Consider the following 21998-nt stretch of genomic DNA (forward strand, 5'->3'; position numbering starts at 1 on the left):
CATGACACTAGAACTCCTAACGCCCTCCGAACTCCCCATCAAAAGCAACCTAACTCAAAACAATAAAACTCAAATTGAAAAAGTGCTAAAAGAACTCTTAACAGCACTAACTAAACCAAATATTCAACAGAATATCAGCATGATTGAAAACATGATCATGGAATTAGAAATATATGATGTATTCACCCCAGAAATAACATCAACAAACACAACATTAAAATACTGGGAAATTGAAGACTTTGATACTTACTTTCAAGTAAGTCATATCCAAACCAGCGAACCAGAAATATGTTTAGTAAAAAGTTTGTTATCCACAATTAAAACATTTTTCTGCCTAAATCAAAATAACCTAAACTTAGATATGACTCAAATCGATTTACAACGAGAAGGCTTTCTAACTTATATTTATTTATTAGGGCGAGTTTTTCAGCTTGAACTAGAGGTATGAACGAGTTAAAAATTGAAGCACAAGAAATTTGGCAAGGTTTTCACTGGTCATTTTTTATTAATATTCAAGGATTAATTATTTGTTTGCGTCGCTTTGAAGTATGGCTCACACAAGGGAACTTAGCAGAAGCACAAACGGAATTAGCAGCTGCCACAAAATTAATGTTAGCATCAGGTGCAGCTATGCGATTAGCCGGGAGCTTAAGTCCCGAATTGTATGATGCACAAATTCGTCCTTCAATGATGCCTCCTCAAGTTAAATCTCATGATTTTAGTGGTTTAATGTCCTGGGAACATTCAGTTCTCATTAAAGTTTGGAAGCAGTTGCGCCCCCATTTTGCTAATTTACCAATAGAATTAAAAGAGCAACATCAAGAGTTTGTTGATGCTTATCTTTATCTGGCTAATTCTCATCGAGCAGTTTGTAAAAAATTTGGTGGGGAAGAAGCTGGTAGTTTGCGATTTGAGCGTAGTTGTGCTGTTGATATTTTAGATGCTTTTGCGCGGAGTCGCTGTCAGTTTATTAATCCTGAAAAGGATGATTTCACGCAGAGGCGCAGAGGCGCAGAGTAAGATTTATAAGTTTTTTATTAGAGATTTTTAAGAGTAGAGTAATTATGAATTATTCCATTGATGAGATTAAAAATAACCCTGCATCTGAGCGTATTTTGGCTGCACTTAAGGACGCTAGAATTAAGTTAGAATCTGTGGAGTTAGAAAGGTCTGAGCAAATCGCTATTATTGGAATGGCGGGGCGGTTCCCCGGTGCTAGAAATGTAGATGAGTTTTGGCATAATCTCAAAAATGGTGTTAACTCCATTGAGTTTTTAAATGATGAGGAATTATTAGCCAATGGGGTGAAACCAGACGATTTACAAAATCCGCATTATGTCCGGGCTTATGCTAGTTTTTCAGGAATTGATCAATTTGATGCGGCTTTTTTTGGTTATTCTCCTAGAGAAGCGGAAATTCTTGATCCTCAACATCGTGTATTTTTAGAATGTGCTTGGCAAGCATTAGAAAATTCTGGTTATGATTCACAGCAATATTCAGGAAGTATTTCTGTCTATGCTGGGGCTGCACTTAATAGTTATCTTGTCAATTTATCGAGTAATTCTCATTATCGAGATTCTGCCAATAATGTGCAGGTTGTCATTAGCAATGTGATGGGTTTAATGCCTACTCGTGTATCTTATAAATTGAATTTAACTGGACCGAGTTGTGGTGTTCAAACTGGTTGTTCTACTTCTTTAGTAAGTGTACATCTTGCTGCTCAAAGTTTACTCGGTAGAGAATGTGATATAGCTCTGGCTGGTGGTGTATCTATCGGTTCAGGTGAAAAGACAGGTTATCTTTATCAAGAGGATGGTGTGCTTTCTCCAGATGGTTATTGTCGGGCTTTTGATGTGAATGCTCAAGGTACAGTTTTTGGTAATGGTGTGGGTATTGTTGTTCTGAAACGACTGCGGGATGCTATTAAAGATGGCGACCATATTTATGCAATTATCAAAGCAACTGCAATTAATAATGATGGTTCGCAAAAAGTTGGTTTGACTGCACCCAGTGTCACAGGACAAGCTAAAGCTATAGCCACTGCTTTAGCCAAATCAAAAATAAATCCAGAGACAATTAAATATATTGAAACTCACGGAACTGGAACAGCTTTAGGAGATCCCATTGAAATTGCGGCTTTGACTAAAGCCTTTTCTCCACATACTAATAAAAAACAGTTTTGTACTATTGGTTCAGTAAAAACTAATATTGGTCATTTGGATGCGGCTGCTGGTATCAGTGGATTAATTAAAACTGCTCTAATGCTCAAACATCAACAAATTCCCCCCAGTTTAAATTTTACTGCGGCAAATCCCCAAATTGATTTTGCCAATAGTCCATTTTTTGTGAATACTCAGTTAACATCTTGGACAAATAATGAATACCCTAGAAGAGCAGGTGTGAGTTCTTTTGGTATGGGTGGAACTAATGCTCACGCTATTTTAGAGGAAGCACCAACATTATTATCTGCTAATAGTTCCCGTCCTTGGCATTTGCTGACACTATCAGCAAAAACTCTATCAGCTTTAGAAACAGCAACCAAAAATCTGGCTGAATATTTCCAACAATTTTCTGATGTAGATGTTGCAGATGTAGCTTACACTCTCCAAATTGGTAGAAGAGCATTTACCCATCGTCTCTGCTTAGTTTGTCAAACTCCAGCGCAAGCAATAGAAATACTCACAGGACTTGATGCTTCTCAACTTTTGAGTTATTCCCCAGAAAACAGCGAACTTAGTGTTGTGTTTATGTTTCCTGGACAGGGTAGCCAATATGTAAATATGGGACAAGAACTGTACGCTACAGAAGCAGTTTTTCGCAGAGAAATTGACCGTTGTTGTGAATTATTAACTCCACATTTAGGTTTAGATTTGCGTTCTATCCTCTTTGTTGAAAAAGATAAGAAAGTAGAAGAGCAAGTTTCCTTACTTACCCAAACTGCCTATGCTCAACCTGCCCTATTTGTTGTAGAATACGCCCTAGCTAAACTCTGGTTATCTTATGGTATTCAGCCACAGGCAATGATTGGTCATAGTATAGGGGAATATGTGGCTGCGACTTTAGCTAATGTATTCACTTTAGCTGATGCTTTGCTAATAGTGGCACAGCGCGGACAATTAATGCAAAAATGCCCGTCAGGAGTGATGCTTTCTGTTTCTCTCGCTGCTGAGAAATTGCAAATGTTGCTGACAGATGATTTAGTGATTTCTGTGCATAATGCACCTCAGTTATGTGTTGTATCGGGAACAGAAGCCGCGATTAATTTATTAGAACAACGTCTAGAAAATGAAAATATTCCTCATAGACGTTTACATACTTCCCACGCTTTCCACTCACCTTTGATGGTAAGTGCTGTTAATCCTTTGACGGAAATTTTACAAAATATTCAACTTTCTTCTCCCCAAATTCCTTTTATTTCTAATGTGACTGGAACTTGGATAACTTCAGAACAAGCGACAAATCCCAATTATTGGGCGAATCATTTGCGTCAACCTGTGCGATTTGCTGAGGGAATTACTCAACTCCAACAAACACTTAATCAGGTTTTATTAGAAGTTGGTTTTGGTCAAACTTTGAGTACTTTAGTTAGACAATTTCCTGATGCACATCCAACTTTATCATCTGGACGGCATCCCCAAGATAATCAATCTGATGTGGCTTTGATTTGCACAACTTTGGGACAGCTTTGGCTGTGGGGTGTGAGTGTGAATTGGGCAGAATTTTACACTGAACAACAACGCCGACGATTACCTTTACCTACTTACCCTTTTGAGCGTCAACGCTATTGGGTTGAACGGTATCCGTTACCAGAAACTACTTCTAATAACTCTAAAACCCTTGAGAAGCAGGAAGATATTTCAAATTGGTTTTATTTGCCATCTTGGAAACAAAAGCCTCTGTTGCGTTCTGCTGTTCCTGTAAATAAAAAGCGCTATTTGGTATTTTGCCATGCTGGGGGCGTTGGTGAACAGTTAGTAGAGCAACTTGAGGAAATAGGACAGGATGTAATAACTGTTAAACCTGGGAAAGGATTTACTCAAGCAGGTGATAATTATACGATCGCACTTGATCAACCAGAAGACTACAAAACACTTTGGTTACAATTACAAACAGATGATAAGTTACCTGATGTAATTTTGCATTCATGGACTCTTCAAGAACTTACAAATTTTCAGCAACAGCAAAATCTTGGTTTTTACAGTTTACTTTGGCTAACTCAGGCGTTATCGTCATCATCTCCATCTCTGCGGATTTGTGTATTGACTCAGCAAGTACAAAATGTTTTGGGTAATGAAACTCTTAATGTTGATGATGCGACAATTCTAGGTTTAGTCAAGGTAATTCCGCAAGAATATCCGAATTTGACTTGTCAACATATTGATGTGTCTATTTCTCATATTAATTTACAGCAAATAGTTAAGGAAATAACTACCCCACCCGTCCTATCGGACACCCTCCCCTTAGCAAAGGGAGGGTTCGGTAGTGCTATTGCTTATCGCGGTAAAACTCGCTGGGTACAAGAATTTCAACCAATTTCTTTACCTGATCCTGAAGTTACTCCACTACCTCTGATTTCAGGGGGTGTATATGTGATTGCTGGGGATTTGGTGGAAGGTTTAGGGTTGATTTATGCCAAGTTTTTATTTGCTACGGTGAATGCAAAATTAGTGTTTTTGGGACGTTCAGATTTACCGCAGCCAAAACAATGGGATAATTGGTTGGCTACCCACGGTCGTCAAGATTCTGTTAGTCATTGTATTCAACAACTACAAGCTTTACAGGCTCAGGGATGTGAATTTTTGTTTAACAGTGTTGACTTAGCCCAGATTGATCAAGTTGAGGAGGCGATCGCTCATTCTCTCACTCGATTTGGTACGATTAACGGTGTGATTCACGCTGCTGCAATGGGCGATCGCGCTAGTTGTTTGATTCGTAATCTCACAATGGATGAGTGCGAGAAACAATTCCATACGAAAATACACGGCTTACTGACGTTAGAAGCAGCACTAAAAAATCAACCCCTGGACTTCTTCCTTTTACAATCATCTCTCTCGGCTGTGGTTGGTGGGATTGGCTTTGCTGCTTATGCTGGGGCTAACTGCTTTATGGATGCTATATCTCATCAACGTAGTCAAAAAAGTAACACATCTTGGATTAGTATTAACTGGGATGCCGTAAGTTTAGCAGAAATCACTACTCCCACAGGTGCAGCCCTCGTAGATTTAGCCATGACTCCCCAGGAAGTTTGGCAAGTTACCCAAAGGATTCTGGCTCAACCTGTAGCCGCACAAATCACCGTTTCTCCTATAGACTTAGAATCTCGCCAACAATCTCAGCCACCAGAACAATCTACAACTAATCACACCCGGACTCAAATTACAGCTACCTACCTTCCCCCCAGCAATGAAATTGAAGCCAGAGTCACCCAAGTAATGGAAAATTTATTGGGAATCTCACCTATAGGGATTCATGATAACTTTTTCGAGTTGGGTGGACATTCGCTGTTAGCTATTCAAGCAGTTTCTCAACTACGCTCAGAATTTCAAGTAGAATTACCCATGCGACAATTCTTATTTGAGTCACCCACCATTGCTGGTATAGCCAAAATTATTAGAGAAAATCAATCTCTCGTTACTGATGATACAGAAGCTTTGGGAGCGAACCTTAGTGAAATATCTCACCAAGAAGAAATCGCCACATTACTTGATCAAGTTGAACAAATGACACCTACCCAAGTAGAGGAATATCTGTTGGATAATTTGGAGCCGAGGTAGCCCCATCTTCTCTATTGGTGACAAGTTAAGGAAAAGAAAAAATTGTCAAGGGTGGTATCCCACATTCCGCACCTTCAACTGTCACAAAAATTAAATAGGGCTTGCTGAAAAAGTGGCAAAAGGCAAGAGATCTAATAAAAAAACCTCATGCTAGATCAGCACTAGGAGAAGATTGTATTAGGGAAACTATCTTTTTACTTGGATAAACTGAATGTTGATTGTTCTTGTAATTTGCGAACAAATGGTAAACTTGCCATCACCAAATCATAATCTTGGACAAAATCAATTAAACAAGCAATTTCATCTATACCAGCAGCACGAATTTGTTCAACGAATGGACGACAACTTTCGGGAGTACCAATGAGCGATCGCCCCTTCATAAATCCTTCGACACCAAATTGCAGTAGACTATCAATATCATCTTCAGAGAAGTTTTTGATACTGACATTTAGACCCATACCCTTAGCTAGATTTTCCAGCAAGTCGTAGTGAGTTTTGAGATAATTGCAAAAAGGCTGTGTAACTTTTGCTTTCACATCATTGATATTATCACCCAAAAACGTATGAATCATCAACGCCACTTTCCCACCTTGGGGGTCATGTCCGTGTTTCGCTAAAGACTTCCGGTAGAGTTGAATCTTCGGCACAATATCATCAAGAGTACCACCCAGCAAAGAAGTCAAGACATTTGAGCCTAATTTACCCGCATCGACAAAGGTTTCTGAAGATTGACAAGTCATCCACATAGGAAGCTCTGCTTGTACAGGTCTAGGTAGTGTTTTTACGATGAAACTTTTCCCAGTAGCATCCTGACGTTCCACAGCGTCACCCCGCCAAAGTTTTCGCATCACCTCCAAATCACGCCACATTACAGCTTTGCGGTTAGTGTGGGGTTCACGAGCCAAAACAAAATCATCCACAGTCCAACCAGAAGCAAAAGCGATCGCCACCCTACCATGTGATAAATTATCTACTACAGCCCATTCCTCAGTAGATCGTACAGGGTCATGTAAAGGTAAAACAAAACTCCCAGCACGTAGCTGTACTCGCTTAGTAATCATCGCCAAAGCCGCACTCGTCAAGGCTGGATTTGGGTAAAGACCACCAAAAGCATGAAAATGTCGCTCTGGAGTCCAAACCGCAGTAAAACCATTAGCATCAGCAAACTTAGCACTTTCTATTAAAAGTTGGTATTGGTTAGGAAGGGCAACAGAACCATCACCATCGAAATAAAATAGACTAAAATCCATATTTTTGATCATCCATCAACTAACTAAAAGAAAACAGATACTTTTATAGAGGATGTTTATAAAGTCTCATTTAGTACTAGCCCTGGCGACTAGAAGTCGCGGCTATACAGACATGACGCGAAGCGTCTTCCTGTAAGGAAACCCGCCTGCGCGGGTTAAAAACCTTAATTCTTCATTAGTCCAGGTCGGTGGACTTTGCCTGTGTAGTAGCGAATTATATTCGCCCAAAACTTTTAAAACATCCTTATAGAGACGTAGCATTACTACGTCTCTACTTTGCGTACCTCTGCGCTAACCTTAGCGCTACTCTGCGTTTAAATCCTCAGACCGAGTATTTTACACAACAGTAAACGCTGAAGAATTGAGGCTACTGGATTGAACAAACTTCAACACAGCCAGAGTTTCATCGCCTGTTTTAATCAAGGTATCCATACCACTTTGAGTCAAAGTTAACTGGTCGAAACTTAGACCACCACTTAAACCAATTTTTTGTCCCAAGCTAACTTGGAAGTTGTTGATAGTATCAACTCCCTGACCTTGGGCTATAGCAACAGTATCTTGACCACCATTTAAGAAAATCATGTCATTACCAGAACCTGCGTTAATCAAGTTTTGACCAGAACCACTGTAGATAATGTCATCACCAGCACCACCTAATAGGGTATTATTGCCGTTACCAGCATAAAGGATATCGTTACCGTCACCTCCATCTAATAGGTTGTCACCGGGACCGCCATACAAGTAGTCATTCCCAGCACCACCGAAAAGTTGGTCATTACCATTACCACCAAACAGAGCATCGTTCCCGTTACCACCAAATAGTGAGTCATCACCATCACCACCAAATAGGTAGTTATCGCCACCACCAGCATAGATGATGTCGTTACCAGCACCACCAAACAAGCTATCGTTCCCCAAAGTGCCAACAATAACATCGTCACCAGGAGTACCAATGGGACTGGTGGGGGCATCACTAATGGTCAAATTGATACCACTAGCATCAGGATTAACCTCATATAATTCCCCATCTACCAAATTGAAGGTAATGTTTTCTACGCCTTCATTTGGACCATCATCAAATACCTGCAAGGTCAAGGAAGCAGTGGGTTCCGTTAAAGTGACAAAGAAACCTCCACCAGTTCCATCTGATGTTGGGAAGCCAGCAATACCTTCAAAGGTGACCGCAGGTGTGCCATCTGGGTTAAAGATAACAAACTCACCTAATGCTCCTCTGGTGGGACTGAGAACAAATACTTGCAAGCCTCCCTCTGGGATTTCACCATCTACACTGAAGTTAACTGTTAAAGTATCACCTTCATACAGTAGGGTCTGCTCAGTGGAGATGCTGACAACTGGACCGACTCCTCCTGGTACACCATCTACATAAGTGACTGTGGCTGTAGCTGCTGCTGGGTCTACTCTGTAGGTTTCACTGGCTAACAGTTCATAGCTGTAGGTGGTATCTGCTTCTTCAAGGATGTCATCGAAGATGGGAATGGTAATGGTGCTATCTGCTTGAGTTAAGCGGAATTCATAGGCTTGGGTGGTGCTGTTGAATCTTAGGTATTGGATACCTTCTGATTGCACTCGGTTACGGATTAACAGGCTTTCTGCTAGGACTGATGCTCGCAGTTCTCCACCTACGCTGACGACTATGCCTTCTTCGGGAATGATGCCTTCCACATTGAAGAACAACACTAAGCCGGGTCCATCTGCTTCACTAACTACTGGGCTGGCTGTGAATCCTACTACTGGGTATTCACTAATGGTCAAATTGATACCACTAGCATCAGGATTAACCTCATACAATTCCCCATCTACCAAATTGAAGGTAATGTTTTCTACGCCTTCATTTGGACCATCATCAAATACCTGCAAGGTCAAGGAAGCAGTGGGTTCCGTTAAAGTGACAAAGAAACCTCCACCAGTCCCATCTGGTGTTGGGAAGCCAGAAATACCTTCAAAGGTGACAGCAGGTGTGCCATCTGGGTTAAAGATAACAAACTCACCTAATGCTCCTCTGGTGGGACTGAGGACAAATATTTGCAAACCTTCTGCTGGGATTTCGCCATCTACACTGAAGTTAACTGTCAGGCTATCACCTTCATATAGTGAGGTCTGCTCAGTGGAAATGCTGACTACTGGACCTACTCCTCCTGGTACACCATCTACATAGGTGACATCTGCTGTAGTTGCTGCGGGGTCTACAGTGTAGGTTTCACCAGCTAGTAATTCGTAGGTGTAGGTGGTGTCTGCTTCTTCTACTATGTCATCGAATACGGGAATGGTAACAGTAGAGTTACCTTGGGTTAAGCGGAACTCGTAGGCTTGGGTATCACCGTTAAATCTGAGATATTCAATACCTTCTGATTCCACCACTTGGCGGAATTGCAACCCTTGCGCCACGGCTGAGGCTCGGAAGTCTCCACCGACGCTAACTACTATTCCTTCTTCGGGGATGATGCCTTGGGCATTGAAGAACAGCACTAAGCCTGGCCCATCTGCTTCACTCACTACTGGGCTGGCTATCAAACCAACTACAGGAGGAACTACAGAAACCAAACCATCTTCAATGGTCACAGTTATGCCAGAATTATTAGGATCAACTTCATAACCTTCCCCATCCACAAGGGTGAAAGGTAAGACTTCTGTTCCTTCATCTACGTTATCCTCGAATACAGGAACAGAGATGGTGGCAGTAGCTTCATCCATACGGAAGAAGAATCCACTGACATCTTCGTCTGTCCCAACAATTTCACCACCAGTGACGGTTACGCCTTCAACTTCCCCTGTGCGCGCATTGCCGGTAATATCAAATTCAGCAATGGCTCTTGCCACGTTGCTATCTAGGAAGACGGTTACGCCCCCTTCAGGAATCTCTCCTTCGGCACTCAAGGTAACGGTCAAAACGGTCTGCTCACTTTCGATAAGTGTTTCAGGTGTGGCAGTAACCCCGATGATGGGTACGGGACTGGGTAACTCCCCATCGCTAACGGTGAAGGTGACACTGTTGACCCCTGTTGCATCGAGGTTATAACCTTCCCCTTCCACTAAGGTCAGGGTGTACTCAGTATCCATTTCCTCGATGATGTCATCCACTACAGGTAAGCGTAGGGTGGCATTGGCTTCGGTAATGGTGACTCGTTGTAAGAGTCTGACAAAGTTGCCGTTTTCATCGGTAATGGTTGTCCGAGAACTGCCAGGAATGCTGATACCGACGTTATCTCCTCCATTGGAAGGATTACTAATTTGAGTTCCTAATAGGGAGGGGTTGGTGATTTCGAGAACAACTGTCGTACCAGAGGACGGAATGGTACCAGTGGTGCTGAAGTTCAATTCTAGTACCGTGCCTTGGTCTTCTCTGAGCAGGGTGGGACTACCACTCATGCTGACTACAGGTGGCTCTACGGTATCTTCAATGCTGAAGGTTACACTGGGTCGAGAAGAACGAACGTTGTAGGCTTCCCCTTCCACTATGGTGAAGGTGTAGGTTTCGAGTCCTTCGGTGACATCATCAGAGAACACGGGGACGGAGATAGAGGCGTTAGCTTCATCCATACGGAAGAAGAATCCACTGACATCTTCGTCTGTCCCAACAATTTCACCACCAGTGACGGTTACGCCTTCAACTTCCCCTGTGCGCGCATTGCCGGTAATATCAAATTCAGCAATGGCTCTTGCTACGTTGCTATCTAGGAAGATGGTTACGCCACCTTCAGGAATTTCTCCGGCAGCGTCAAAGGATACGGTTAAGATGCTCTGTTCGCTTTCGTAGAGGGTTCCGGGTGTGGCACGAACTCCGATGATGGGTACGGGACTGGGTAACTCCCCATCGCTAACGGTGAAGGTGACACTGTTGACCCCTGTTGCATCGAGGTTATAACCTTCCCCTTCCACTAAGGTCAGGGTGTACTCAGTATCCATTTCCTCGATGATGTCATCCACTACAGGTAAGCGTAGGGTGGCATTGGCTTCGGTAATGGTGACTCGTTGTAAGAGTCTGACAAAGTTGCCGTTTTCATCGGTAATGGTTGTCCGAGAACCGCCAGGAACGCTGATACCGACGTTATCTCCTCCATTGGAAGGTCGGCTGATCTCAGTACCGAGTAAGAGAGGGTCGGTGATTTCAAGAACAACTGTCGTACCAGAGGACGGAATGGTACCAGTGGTGGTGAAGTTCAATTCTAATACTGTGCCTTGGTCTTCTCTGAGCAGGGTGGGACTACCACTCATGCTGACTACAGGTGGCTCTACGGTATCTTCAATGCTGAAGGTAATCGCCTCTTCACCGGGAACAAAGTCGTAACCGGGTACAGGACTGAGCGTGTAAGTAAAGGTTTTTGGATCTTCTGCTACTTCATCTTTAAAAAGAGGGAGAGTAATGGTTGCTGTTTGCTGAAGTAATCTGACAGTTACAGCACTGGAAGTAGCATTAGCTCTTAAAAACTGCAACCCATCGAATGCTGCACTAAAAACATTAAATTCAGAGAGCGATCGCTCTACACCACTATCGAATGTGACTTCCAAACCTCCTTCTGGGGGTGCTTCACTGAGTTGAAAGCTTAAAACAATACTATCTTCGTTTGCTTCAACTAAAGTAGTGGGGCTGGCGGTAAAGCTAATTGTTGGCATAATGGCTGGTGGGTTAACTGTTATATTAACTGTGGCAGGTGTAGAATCTGCTTTGCTATCGTTAGCTAGATAAGTAAAGCTATCTGTACCTGAAAAATCTGCATTGGGTATGTAAGCAAAGGAACCATCAGCATTGAAACTGAGAGTACCGTTACTGGGTGCTTCTACCACTGAGGCTGTCAATGGGTCTAACTGAGCATCGGTGTCATTTGTTAGGACACCATCAGCCATAGCTACTACCAATTGTTGACCTGCATCGGTACTGTAGCTGTCATTAACTGCTACTGGCGGGTTGTTTACTGGCAATGGAACCTGACTAGGATCGTCGTAGAAGTTTACTGTTACTGCACTAAAACTCGGATCAACTGTATATGCTGCATCAGGTTGGAGAGTGTAAACTACTGTTTGCTGTCCTTCGGGAATCCCGTCTGGGAAAATGGGCGCAGTGACAGTGGCAACTTGGGATGTAATGTTAAAGAAGAACCCTGAAAAATCAAAGTCTCCCTGTGGGACACCGCCACCTGTGAAGCTGAGTGCAAATAAATCTAATTGAGTTAATGATTGGGGGACATTACCCAGGAGATAAACTCTTAGACCTCCTGCTGGTGGTGGCTCACTTAACTCAAATCTGAAGGTAAGGGTAGTTTCTTCAGTTTCTATGAGAGTTGTAGTATTGGTCGTGAACTTGATTGTTGTCATGATATTTGGCGAAAAATTCGGTTAGTTTCAAACTAGAGCTACAAAAAACCGGGTTGTATTTCTCTACAAACTGAATAAGTTTTACTTTGTCTCTCAGTCGTATTCAACTGCATATTTGCCAGTTACTATTGTGCCACGTAGCAGTTCTTCAGCTAGTTAATGGATAGCGAGTAACATAACCACACCATCAAGTTTTTGTGACCAATTAAACTGTTCTCTTCGAGATTTTACCTAGTGTCACTATCTTATCTGTGCTAGTTTGAAAGGCAATTTGAGTGCATAACAATTTTGAATCTCAATAACTAGCTAGAGATGATACTTCTAAGATGATGATAGTGAGGAAAAAATCAAGTTGTGATGCTCTAATTAATGACAGTTGACTGGATGTTAAGGAAATTGCTGCACATCCTGTTGAACACAGCGAAGAATATTAGATTTGGTTTATTGCGATTTATTCTTGATAATTTGAACTATCTGAGAATCATAACACTATCGGGAATTAATTGTAAACATGAATAATAGATTTCTAGAAAAATTTCTGGCGTTGCTGATTGAGAGTATAAATTTATTTCACGCATTAGGGTTAGGACTTACGCACAAATGAGGGAGTAACGTTAGCGTAGCGTCCGCGAAGCGCATACCACACCAGACACAGAGGAATAAGGGTTTGATAGAGTTTTTGCATAAATCCTATGGATATGTTTCTGGATGATTAAGCTGGTTTGTGCAAATTTTGCATAAATTAAAATTGGGTTGACCTGGGGGTGCAAACCCAATTCCAGAAAATTATCGTCAATCGGTGTGGTTCTAAGCCAGACTAAAATTACCCTGGACAATTACATCGTTATAATCGAGATCACCTCCTAGAGGTAAATCCTCAAAACCCCATGTGTTATTTCCTAAAAGCCTTACATGATCTACTCTACCAGGATTAGCACCGACAAAAGCGAAGTAAACTGAGGGGTCATTATTAGAATTATTATCTAAGATCGCCTCTGGTCTGCCATTGGCAATAATAAAGGGCGCATAGATGGAACCGCCATCTAAGTTGGTGCTAAAAGTCGCAGTTCCTTGATTGCTAACCGTCATATCAAGACCGATAATCCGGTTTTCGATTGCAGCTTTTGTATAACCTGCGTCTCCAGGGCGGAAATCCACAATACCATTACCGTCAATATCAATCCCACCATCAACATCAACGATTTTGTAAAATCCAATCAAATTGTCAAAGGCAGCTTCTCGGCTTAATATAAACTCAGCCCGTACCTGACCTGTGATTTCTCGTAAATCAATCAGTTCTCCTTGGGGGTTGTTTTGCAGGCTACTACCTAATGGTAAAGATGTGTTGGTAGCTGAGGCTTGTACCACTAAATCTTTGAAATCAACAGCACCACTACCCTCTTCCCAGGAGATTTTATAAGTCCCATCACTAAGTGTTTCTATTCTTTGGGTTGAAGGTTCGCCAAAAATCACTGCTGATAGAGGACTTAAGCCAGAATTTACGGCATCAATGGTAGTATTTTTGACTAAGAAAAATTTAAGTTGCTCTCCTGAATTAAACTCTATTAAGCTGCCTAAATTGGTTTGATTAAATCCATTAGGTGGATCAGAAAGAACAGAGAAGACAACTTTTGCTCTCTCTAATGCGGCTTGGGTGTAGCCTGGAGAATTGGGTGCTATGCCATTGATAGTTCCCTGATTATCATCAACGACAAATACACCCAGCTCGTTGACTTGATCAGAATTGCGCTCAAGTAGGGAAATTTGTAGTTTTGGCTGATCACCGCCTTGGATCTCAAAGACAGTATCCGATATTTGCTGGAGGCTGGGGTTATTATTTTCTACAGGGTTAGTGTTTGCGAGGCTAAAAGTAACACCGTCAGCATCGGAATTAACTTCATACTGTTCTCCATTGACTAGATTGAAGATTAAGGTTTCTAATTCTTGATTAGAATCATCATCAAGTACCTGTAATTCCAGAGAAGCAGTTGATTGGGTTAAAGTGACGAAAAAACCATTACCAGTGCTATCTGTTTCTGGTAACTCGGCTAGTCCTGCTGTATTTAATATCTGGAACTCACCCAACGGATCTGGGGTTGGACTCAACACATACAACATCAATCCTTCTGGGGGAATTTCACCATCAACGCTGAAGTTAAGGGTGAAAATATCTCCTTCCTGGATTGTAGTTTTTTCTGTGGAGATACTGACTACTGGACCTACCCCACCAGGTACACCATCCACATAAGTTATGTTTGCTGATGCTGCGTCTGAATCGATAGTATATGCTTCACTTGCTAATAGTTGGTAAGTGTAGGTGGTGTCTGCTTCTTCTACTATGTCATCGAAGACGGGAATGGTGATGGTAGTGTTGGCTCGTGTCAACCTGAACTGATAAGCTTGAGTGTCACTGTTGAAAGCTAGATATTCAATTCCTTCTGACTCTATCCGTTGCTCAAATTGTAGTCCTTCTACTAGAGAGGAGGCTCTAAAATCCCCACCAACACTAACTATAATGCCTTCTGCTGGGATGGTGCCTTGGGTATTAAATATCAGCACTAAGCCGGAACCGTCTTGTTCACTCACTACCGGACTAGCTGTGAAACCAACGAGAGGTAATTCGCTCACTGTTAATGCATCGTTGATGGTAAAGGTAATTGCATCCTCACCCGGTACAAAATCATAGTCGGCTATGGGGCTAAGTGTGTAAGTAAAGGTTTTTGGCTCTTCTGCTACTTCATCTTGAAAGAGGGGGAGAGTAATGGTTGCTGTTTGTTGGAGTAATCTGACAGTTACGGCACTGGAAGTAGCATTGGCTCTTAAAAATTGGACTCCATCGAATGATGCGGCAAAAACGTCAAATTCGGCAAGCGATCGCTCTACGCCACTATCGAATGTGACTTCTAAGCCTCCTTCTGGGGGTGGTTCACTTAGTTGAAATGTTAAAACAATACTGTCATTATTACCCTCAACTAAAGTATTGGGGCTGGCGGTAAAGCTGATTGTTGGCTTAGTTACTGGAGGATTCACAGTAATGCTCACTGTTGCAGCAGTTGAATTTGCGTTACCATCATTAGCAACATAGGTAAAACTATCTGTACCGGAGAAATTGCCATTGGGTGTATAGCTAAATGAACCATTAGCATCCAAGGTCAAACTCCCATTATTGGGTGCTTGTACTACGGTGGCTGTTAAGGGGTCGCTTTGAGCATCTGTATCATTACTTAAAACACCATTAGCTACATTCACTACCAATTGCTGACCTGCATTTGTGGTGTAACTGTCATTAACTGCTACTGGTGGGTCATTGACTGGAGGATTCACAGTAATGCTCACTGTTGCAGCAGTTGAATTTGCGTTACCATCATTAGCAACATAGGTAAAACTATCTGTACCGGAGAAATTGCCATTGGGTGTATAGCTAAATGAACCATTAGCATCCAAGGTCAAACTCCCATTATTGGGTGCTTGTACTACGGTGGCTGTTAAGGGGTCGCTTTGAGCATCTGTATCGTTACTCAAAACACCATTAGCTACATTCACTACCAATTGCTGACCTGCATTTGTGGTGTAGCTGTCGTTAACTGCTACTGGTGGATCATTTAATGGTGGTGGTGCTGGAACCTGACTCGGATCGTCGTAGAAGTTCACTGTCACCGCACTAAAACTCGGATCAACTGTATATGCTGCATCAGCTTGGAGAGTGTAAACTACCGTTTGCTGTCCTTCTGGAGTCCCGTCTGCAAAAATGGGCGCAGTTACAGTTGCAACTTGGGACGTAATGTTAAAGAAAAACCCGGAAAAGTCAAAGTCTCCCTGTGGGACACCACCACCAGTGAAGCTGATTGCAAACAAATCCAGTTGAGTTAATGATTGGGGGACATTACCCAGGAGATAAACTCTTAGACCTCCTGCTGGTGGTGGCTCACTTAATTCAAATCTGAAGGTAAGTGCAGTTCCTTCAGTTTCTATGAGGGTTGTTGTATTGGTTGTGAACTGGATTGTTGTCATGATATTTGGCGAAATATTCGGTTAGTTTCAAACTTGAGGGACGGAAAAATTGGCTGATTTTTCCTACAAAGCCTGAACAGGTTTCACATTGTCAGGACTCAAGTCAAAATGGGTAATGTTTAAAATTAAAGCTTATTTTGGTAAGTGCGATCGCCTCAAAATATTTGCGAAGTTTAATCTGAAAGTCAGTCCTATGGTGACTGTTAATAACAGCCCAGGCACAAATCCTGGTTCGGGGACAGATGCGGGAGGTTGATAACGTCGTAAGGTGGTTAAGGTTGCACCTGCTAAATTTTGGCTAGAACGGCCATTAATTAATTCAATATAAGTAATGTTTTCCAAGGGCGAATACCACATATTGGAGCGATATCCCAGAGTTTGTCCGCGATGGATGTACCAAAACCGATTAGGTGATTCTAGAGTCCCGATACCCAAACCGTAACTAGAATAATTCTCCGATGTAATCGGGCTAATGGTTGTAAGCATTTCCTGGAGAGTGTCAGGTTCTAAAAGTTCCCCATGAATTAAGGACTGAATAAAGGTGCTTAAATCGGCAGTATTGGATATCATGGCTCCGGTAGACCAAGCCCAAGATAGATTTGCTCCGCTAATATCGTTGAGAGTACCATCTTGATCGAAGTCCCAATAACCTCTGACGTAACCGCCGGGGATGGCTTCTTGTTCAGCAAAGAAGGTGTTGCTGAGGGCTAAGGGTTCGAGTATGCGATCGCGGATTTCATTGGCAATATTACCGTTGGTTGCGGCTTCCACTACCATCCCTAACAATAAAAAGTTAGTATTGGAATACTCCCAAGATTCTCCAGGATTAAAACTTGGTTCTAAGGCATTAATAAAACTCACTAATTGCACTGGTTCCCAACGATTGAGAAATACGCCGGGATTAACTGCTGCTTGACTGAATAAAACATCTACATAGTCGCTAATACCGCTAGTATGATTTAATAGTTGGCGAATGGTAATTTGATCAGCATTAGGAATGGAATCAGTTACCGATGATGGCAGTCGCTCAGTTAGTTTATCTTCTAAACTGAGGACGTTTTCTTCGACTAATTGTAGTACAGTTGTGGCAACAAAGGTTTTTGTAATACTACCAATTTGAAAGCGATCGCTTGGCTGCAATGGTGCGCCTGTGGCTAAATTAGACACACCGCTAGATCCAAACCAAGTTCCTTGAGGGCTGAGAATGGCGACGGCGGCTCCCGGAATTTCCCCTCGTGCTTGATCCAAGGCTGTCTGCAACTGTTGTGCTAAATCTTCATTGACAGGAGATGATATTGATCCCAAATTTGCTGCTTGCGCGATCGCTGGAGCAAACAATAGGGCTGATGTCACAATAGTGGTACGGATAATTTTTTCAAGCATGGTGATTAATGTGGTGAGTAGAAATATTTAACAGGACTTACGTAAAAATTGCCGAAAAGCTTAATTTATCCAACCGCCAAGTCGCCAAGAACGCCAAGAGTTCGTAGAGTGTGCGTAAGTCCTATTTAAGATGGGGGAATTTCAGGAAGTTTCTGATCTGGGATGAAATCCTCTACTTTTCGTAAAGTCCGCCAGTTGTAACCAAAAATCCCTACCAAAACTGTGCAGATACTCATGGTGACAAACAACAAAGTAATACCTGCGCCAGTGTCAGTACCAAAGATATTGCCGAAAATAGGAGCTAAACTGCCAGTGGGACTCATAGCTGGTTCAAAAATTCGATCTGCGAGAAATCCCGCAACTAAAAATGTAGTCGCTGAAACCGTCACCCCAATCAGTTGATCTGCGGCTAAAACTCGTCCTTGTAACGATGGTGGTACTTTGGCATACCAAATGGCGTTACTAGAACTATAGAACAAGGGAATAAGTAACGATGCCAAAAAATGAGTAATTATCCAGACTGGTAATGTTTGCCCAAAACCGAGCATTGTTCTAAAAAAACCATAGCCGATAAAACCGAGTAACATTCCGTGAATGCGACGATGGAAACCTCCCCAAATACTCAGGACTAATGCCCCAATCACACCACCAATACCCGCAGCACTGGTGACAGTTCCAAGAATTTCGGAGTTACCACCTGTACGCGCCAGCAGCATAGGACTGTAGAGAGCTTTACTGATATCATTGGGAAAGGCAAATAAAGTAAAGGCGATCGCCATCGCTGTTAAAGATGGATTAGCCCAAATGTAGCGAAATCCAAATGTAAGTTTTTCCCAAGTAGTCTCAGTGTGATTACTGTTGACTTTTTCTATAACAGGCTGAGGAATTGTGACAATTAGCAATGTGACAAAAGCCGTAGCAAAAGTTGCTAAATCAATCCAGAAAATACCTTGCATCCCCACACGCGGATAGAGAAACCCTGCTAAAGCGGGAGCAAAAATAGCCGCACTGTATTTAACCGCAGAACCCAAACTTTCAGCACGGGTGAATTGTTCCTTGGGAACGAGTAAAGAAATAGAAGCAGAATAAGCGAGAAGTTGCAATTGTCCAAAACCGCCGTAAAGGGAAACAATCACATATAAATGCCAAACCTCCAATTGTTGATTGAGGTAGAGCATGGCTATAGTTAGGGTACATAACATAGCGACAACTTCCGCCACAATCATCAGTAGGCGACGATTAAATTTATCCACAGCAATACCAGCAAAAGTGGTAATTAGCACTTTAGGCAACTGAGAGAAAAAACCCACTAATGCTAAAGCTGCTGCGGAACCTGTCTTATCCCATACCCAAATTGTCAGAGCAAATACTGTCATAAAACTGCCAATAGTAGATGCTATTTGCCCCAACCAGATGATCAAAAAAGTTCGCATGATCTAATTCATAATTAAAAAAGTAGCATTGCTGAATAAAAGTATAAAATTCAACACTTCTGCCTCTGAAACTCTAACTCTCCGCGCCTCTGCGCCTCTGCGTGCAACAAATTGATATTTCCACTCAACTTCTTTGTATCGAACCGCCAAGTCGCCCGCGCGCAGCGATGCCCGCAAGGGCTGTAGAACGCCAAGAACTTGTAGAGTGTGAGTAAGTTCTATCCTGGTTAGAATTGCCAAGAAACACTACCAGTTAAAGTAAACGGCGCACCTGGAACTATACGCACAATATCCCGCGCTCCTTCCCAATAATTTTTGTCAAATAAATTCTGGATATTAATAGCAGCACGAAACTTATCCCGACGATAGAAAATAGAGGCATCTGTACGCCAATAACTAGGTAATGTAAAGGTATTGCGTAAGTCCCCTTGGCGTTCTCCCTGAGTAAAAACACCCAAGCCTAAACCTAAACCTTTGAAATTTCCTTCTTGGAGTTCATAGCTACTCCATAAGCCAAAAGCATTTTTAGGAACATTTTGTAATTGCTTATCTTGAAATTCTGGACGGTTATCTTCGAGAATTTTGCTATCTGTATAAGCGTAACTAGCTGTTACGTTCCAACCAGGAAGAATTTCACCAGCAACATCTAATTCTATACCTTGGCTGCGCTGCTTACCGATTTGAATTTGCGATAAAGGTTCGCTGAGTCCTTGGGCGGCTACATTGGTACGTTCTAAATTATAGAATGCTAGGGTGGTGGACAGGCGATCGCCTAACAAATTAGCCTTCAAACCAACTTCATATTGAGTTCCCCTTTCTGGTTCAAAAGGTTCGCCAATAATACTTTGTCCCGTCTCTTCATTGACTAAAACCCTAGTTCTACCAACCACGGGTGAAAATGATTGACTGTAACTAGCGTATAGTGAGAGGTTTTCCCTGGGTTTAATCACAACGCCCAAACGGGGGCTAAAAACTGTATCATTACGTTCAAAACTTTCTGAGGAAGACAGCAAATCTTCGTATTTTTGGTAAGAAAAATCCAAACGTCCACCCAGAACTAAAATAATATTCTGCGATAATGAAATTTGGTCTTGAGCATAGATACCCACAGAGTTCTTACGAGTATCAATATTACCAAAGGGAATCGTAAAATTAGAAACAGTTTCAGGTTGATAAACAGGATTGAAAATATCAATAGCACTGATTTGTCTAAAATCAAGTTGATCTTTTGTCTGCTCTCTAGAAACTTCCACACCGAATAGAAAATTATGCTCAATGCTACCAGTATTAAATTTACCTATGAGATTATTATTTAAGACAAAAGTAGATAAACTGGAAGGATTTTCTATCAAAAATCGTCTGACTGTGCGCCCATCATTATTTAATCCATCGGCTCTCCCAGAGTTAGAAATAGGAGTTATCCCAGTATTTTTAGGAATATCTAAAAATGAGGTAGAAAGTTCACTTTTGAGCGACCAATTAGAATTGAGACGATGATCTAACTGATAACCCAAACGAGTTACAAATGACTCAGTTTCAGACAGAGATGGTTCACCTAAATTAGCATCCCGTGGCACTCTCCCATTAGGGTTAGCAATAACTGTTCCCGAAGCGGGTAAATCAGGTGCTGTCTCAAAGCTGCGATATTTAAGATATTCTATATTAGCCGTTAAGGTAGTATTTTCGTTACCAATTAATCTGACAATGGGTGAAATAAAGAATGATTCACTATTTTCAAATTTCTTAAAGCTTTCAGCAGTTTGATAACCAGCATTCAAACGATAGGCAATGCCATCTTGATCTAAAGGACCGGAAAAATCAATTGTGGGACGATGTAACCCAAATTGACCTACTTGATACTCAAAGCCATAATAGGGTCTATCTAAAGGCTGTTTTGTGACTAAGTTTATCACACCACCCAAATCACCCCGGCCAAAGAGTACGGAAGCTGGCCCTTTGAGAACTTCTACCCGTTCGACAGTACTAATTTCACTGCTAAATCGGAGAGTTTCGTCTCGTAAGCCGTTACGTAAAATATTTCCCGATTCAAAGCCGCGAATCACAGGATTTAACGCTGGTGCTTGGGAAGAAGTCCGGCCAGTGCTGGCACTACTTGTATTTTTCAAGACTTCTCCAACACTGCGTGTACCTTGGTCTTGAATAACTTCTTGGGGTATGACCTGAATTGCTTGGGGTACGTCAATAATTGGGGTATCGGTACGAGTCCCAATTGAGGAATTTGGAACTTGATAACTTGGTCTAACTTGTTCTCCTATAACTGTTAATTCTATGGGTTCTTCTGGTTCTGGAGTTTCTGGTTCTGGTTCTGGAGTTTCTGTAATTGTGGGAGTTTCTGGTGGGGTTTGACTGGTGGTGACAAAAGGAATACTGACAATAAATTCCTCTCCATTCTGGCGGAGATCAACTTTGGGAATTTCATTGACTCCTGTCACTTCAATTTCAATGGTATTAGGGTCAGACTGTCTGACAACAATCTGAGCAATATCAGGGATGGGATTATCGATAATTACAGGTATTTGTCCTTCTACCAGTTGCAATTGAGCATTATTAAGAATAATAATTAGGGTCTTGTCTACGGTGCTAGACTCAGTTTCTATAGATACTCCGGGTGGAGTCTTTAAAACAACTTCTAAACCTTGATCTGTATCATAAAGTTCTACTGCGGTTACAAGTATGGGAGCAGCCAAGACAGGCTGAGATACTAGAACAGTGATAATGCTAGCAACAGCAATTGAAGGTTGCCAAAAATTCCATGCCATAAATAGCTTTTTTCCTAATTTGCTAGTATAGAATTT

General features: G+C 41.9%; 9 protein-coding genes. 3 read left to right on the top strand and 6 right to left on the bottom strand.

The features are described 5' to 3' along the window. Position 1 precedes the first annotated feature (1 nt). The 3 genes from ACM0OP_RS01150 to ACM0OP_RS01160 are packed head-to-tail and all read left to right on the top strand — an operon-like array spanning position 2 to position 5774. Positions 2 to 448, top strand: a complete 447-nt coding sequence (locus ACM0OP_RS01150; protein ID WP_414526552.1) for a hypothetical protein — start codon at positions 2 to 4, stop codon at positions 446 to 448. Then, positions 445 to 1020 carry a siderophore biosynthesis protein gene (locus tag ACM0OP_RS01155; RefSeq protein ID WP_414526553.1) on the top strand — a complete coding sequence of 192 codons (576 nt, stop codon included), beginning with the start codon at positions 445 to 447 and terminating at the stop codon, positions 1018 to 1020. Before ACM0OP_RS01150 ends, ACM0OP_RS01155 begins: the two co-directional genes overlap by 4 nt. A gap of 44 nt (positions 1021 to 1064) precedes the next feature. Continuing rightward, a complete protein-coding gene (locus tag ACM0OP_RS01160; protein ID WP_414526554.1) occupies positions 1065 to 5774 on the top strand; it encodes a type I polyketide synthase in 4710 nt (1569 codons plus the stop codon). Positions 5775 to 5968: 194 nt separating this feature from the next. On the opposite strand, the gene ACM0OP_RS01165 is transcribed toward ACM0OP_RS01160, so the two are convergent. The 6 genes from ACM0OP_RS01165 to ACM0OP_RS01190 all read right to left on the bottom strand — a co-directional run bounded on the left by ACM0OP_RS01165 (position 5969) and on the right by ACM0OP_RS01190 (position 21962). After that, on the bottom strand, positions 5969 to 7024 hold the full coding sequence (locus ACM0OP_RS01165) for an LLM class flavin-dependent oxidoreductase (RefSeq protein WP_414526555.1): 1056 nt from the start codon (positions 7022 to 7024) through the stop codon (positions 5969 to 5971). Between the two features lie 336 nt (positions 7025 to 7360). Beyond that, positions 7361 to 12355 (bottom strand): Ig-like domain-containing protein, encoded by a 4995-nt coding sequence (locus tag ACM0OP_RS01170; RefSeq protein WP_414526556.1) that lies wholly within the window; start codon positions 12353 to 12355, stop codon positions 7361 to 7363. An 807-nt stretch (positions 12356 to 13162) separates the two neighbouring features. After that, complete coding sequence (locus ACM0OP_RS01175) at positions 13163 to 16366, bottom strand: Ig-like domain-containing protein (RefSeq protein WP_414526557.1); 3204 nt, start codon at positions 16364 to 16366, stop codon at positions 13163 to 13165. A 132-nt stretch (positions 16367 to 16498) separates the two neighbouring features. Next, positions 16499 to 17749 (bottom strand): serine hydrolase domain-containing protein, encoded by a 1251-nt coding sequence (locus ACM0OP_RS01180; protein ID WP_414526558.1) that lies wholly within the window; start codon positions 17747 to 17749, stop codon positions 16499 to 16501. A 125-nt stretch (positions 17750 to 17874) separates the two neighbouring features. Then, positions 17875 to 19182, bottom strand: a complete 1308-nt coding sequence (locus ACM0OP_RS01185) for an MFS transporter (protein WP_414526559.1) — start codon at positions 19180 to 19182, stop codon at positions 17875 to 17877. 227 nt (positions 19183 to 19409) lie between these two features. Then, the gene (locus ACM0OP_RS01190; RefSeq protein WP_414526560.1) at positions 19410 to 21962 is read right to left on the bottom strand and encodes a TonB-dependent siderophore receptor; all 2553 of its coding nucleotides are present in this window, start codon (positions 21960 to 21962) and stop codon (positions 19410 to 19412) included. Positions 21963 to 21998: the final 36 nt, after the last annotated feature.

This window comes from Nodularia chucula CCY0103 (assembly GCF_963923915.1).
GTDB classification, from domain to species: domain Bacteria; phylum Cyanobacteriota; class Cyanobacteriia; order Cyanobacteriales; family Nostocaceae; genus Nodularia; species Nodularia chucula.

Excerpts from the sequence above, each read along its gene's own strand:
- ACM0OP_RS01150 (WP_414526552.1), top strand. The coding sequence starts at position 2 with ATGACACTAGAACTCCTAACGCCCTCCGAACTCCCCATCAAAAGCAAC.
- ACM0OP_RS01175 (WP_414526557.1), bottom strand. The coding sequence starts at position 16,366 with ATGACAACAATCCAGTTCACAACCAATACAACAACCCTCATAGAAACT.
- ACM0OP_RS01170 (WP_414526556.1), bottom strand. The coding sequence starts at position 12,355 with ATGACAACAATCAAGTTCACGACCAATACTACAACTCTCATAGAAACT.
- ACM0OP_RS01180 (WP_414526558.1), bottom strand. The coding sequence starts at position 17,749 with ATGCTTGAAAAAATTATCCGTACCACTATTGTGACATCAGCCCTATTG.
- ACM0OP_RS01185 (WP_414526559.1), bottom strand. The coding sequence starts at position 19,182 with ATGCGAACTTTTTTGATCATCTGGTTGGGGCAAATAGCATCTACTATT.
- ACM0OP_RS01155 (WP_414526553.1), top strand. The coding sequence starts at position 445 with ATGAACGAGTTAAAAATTGAAGCACAAGAAATTTGGCAAGGTTTTCAC.
- ACM0OP_RS01160 (WP_414526554.1), top strand. The coding sequence starts at position 1,065 with ATGAATTATTCCATTGATGAGATTAAAAATAACCCTGCATCTGAGCGT.
- ACM0OP_RS01190 (WP_414526560.1), bottom strand. The coding sequence starts at position 21,962 with ATGGCATGGAATTTTTGGCAACCTTCAATTGCTGTTGCTAGCATTATC.
- ACM0OP_RS01165 (WP_414526555.1), bottom strand. The coding sequence starts at position 7,024 with ATGGATTTTAGTCTATTTTATTTCGATGGTGATGGTTCTGTTGCCCTT.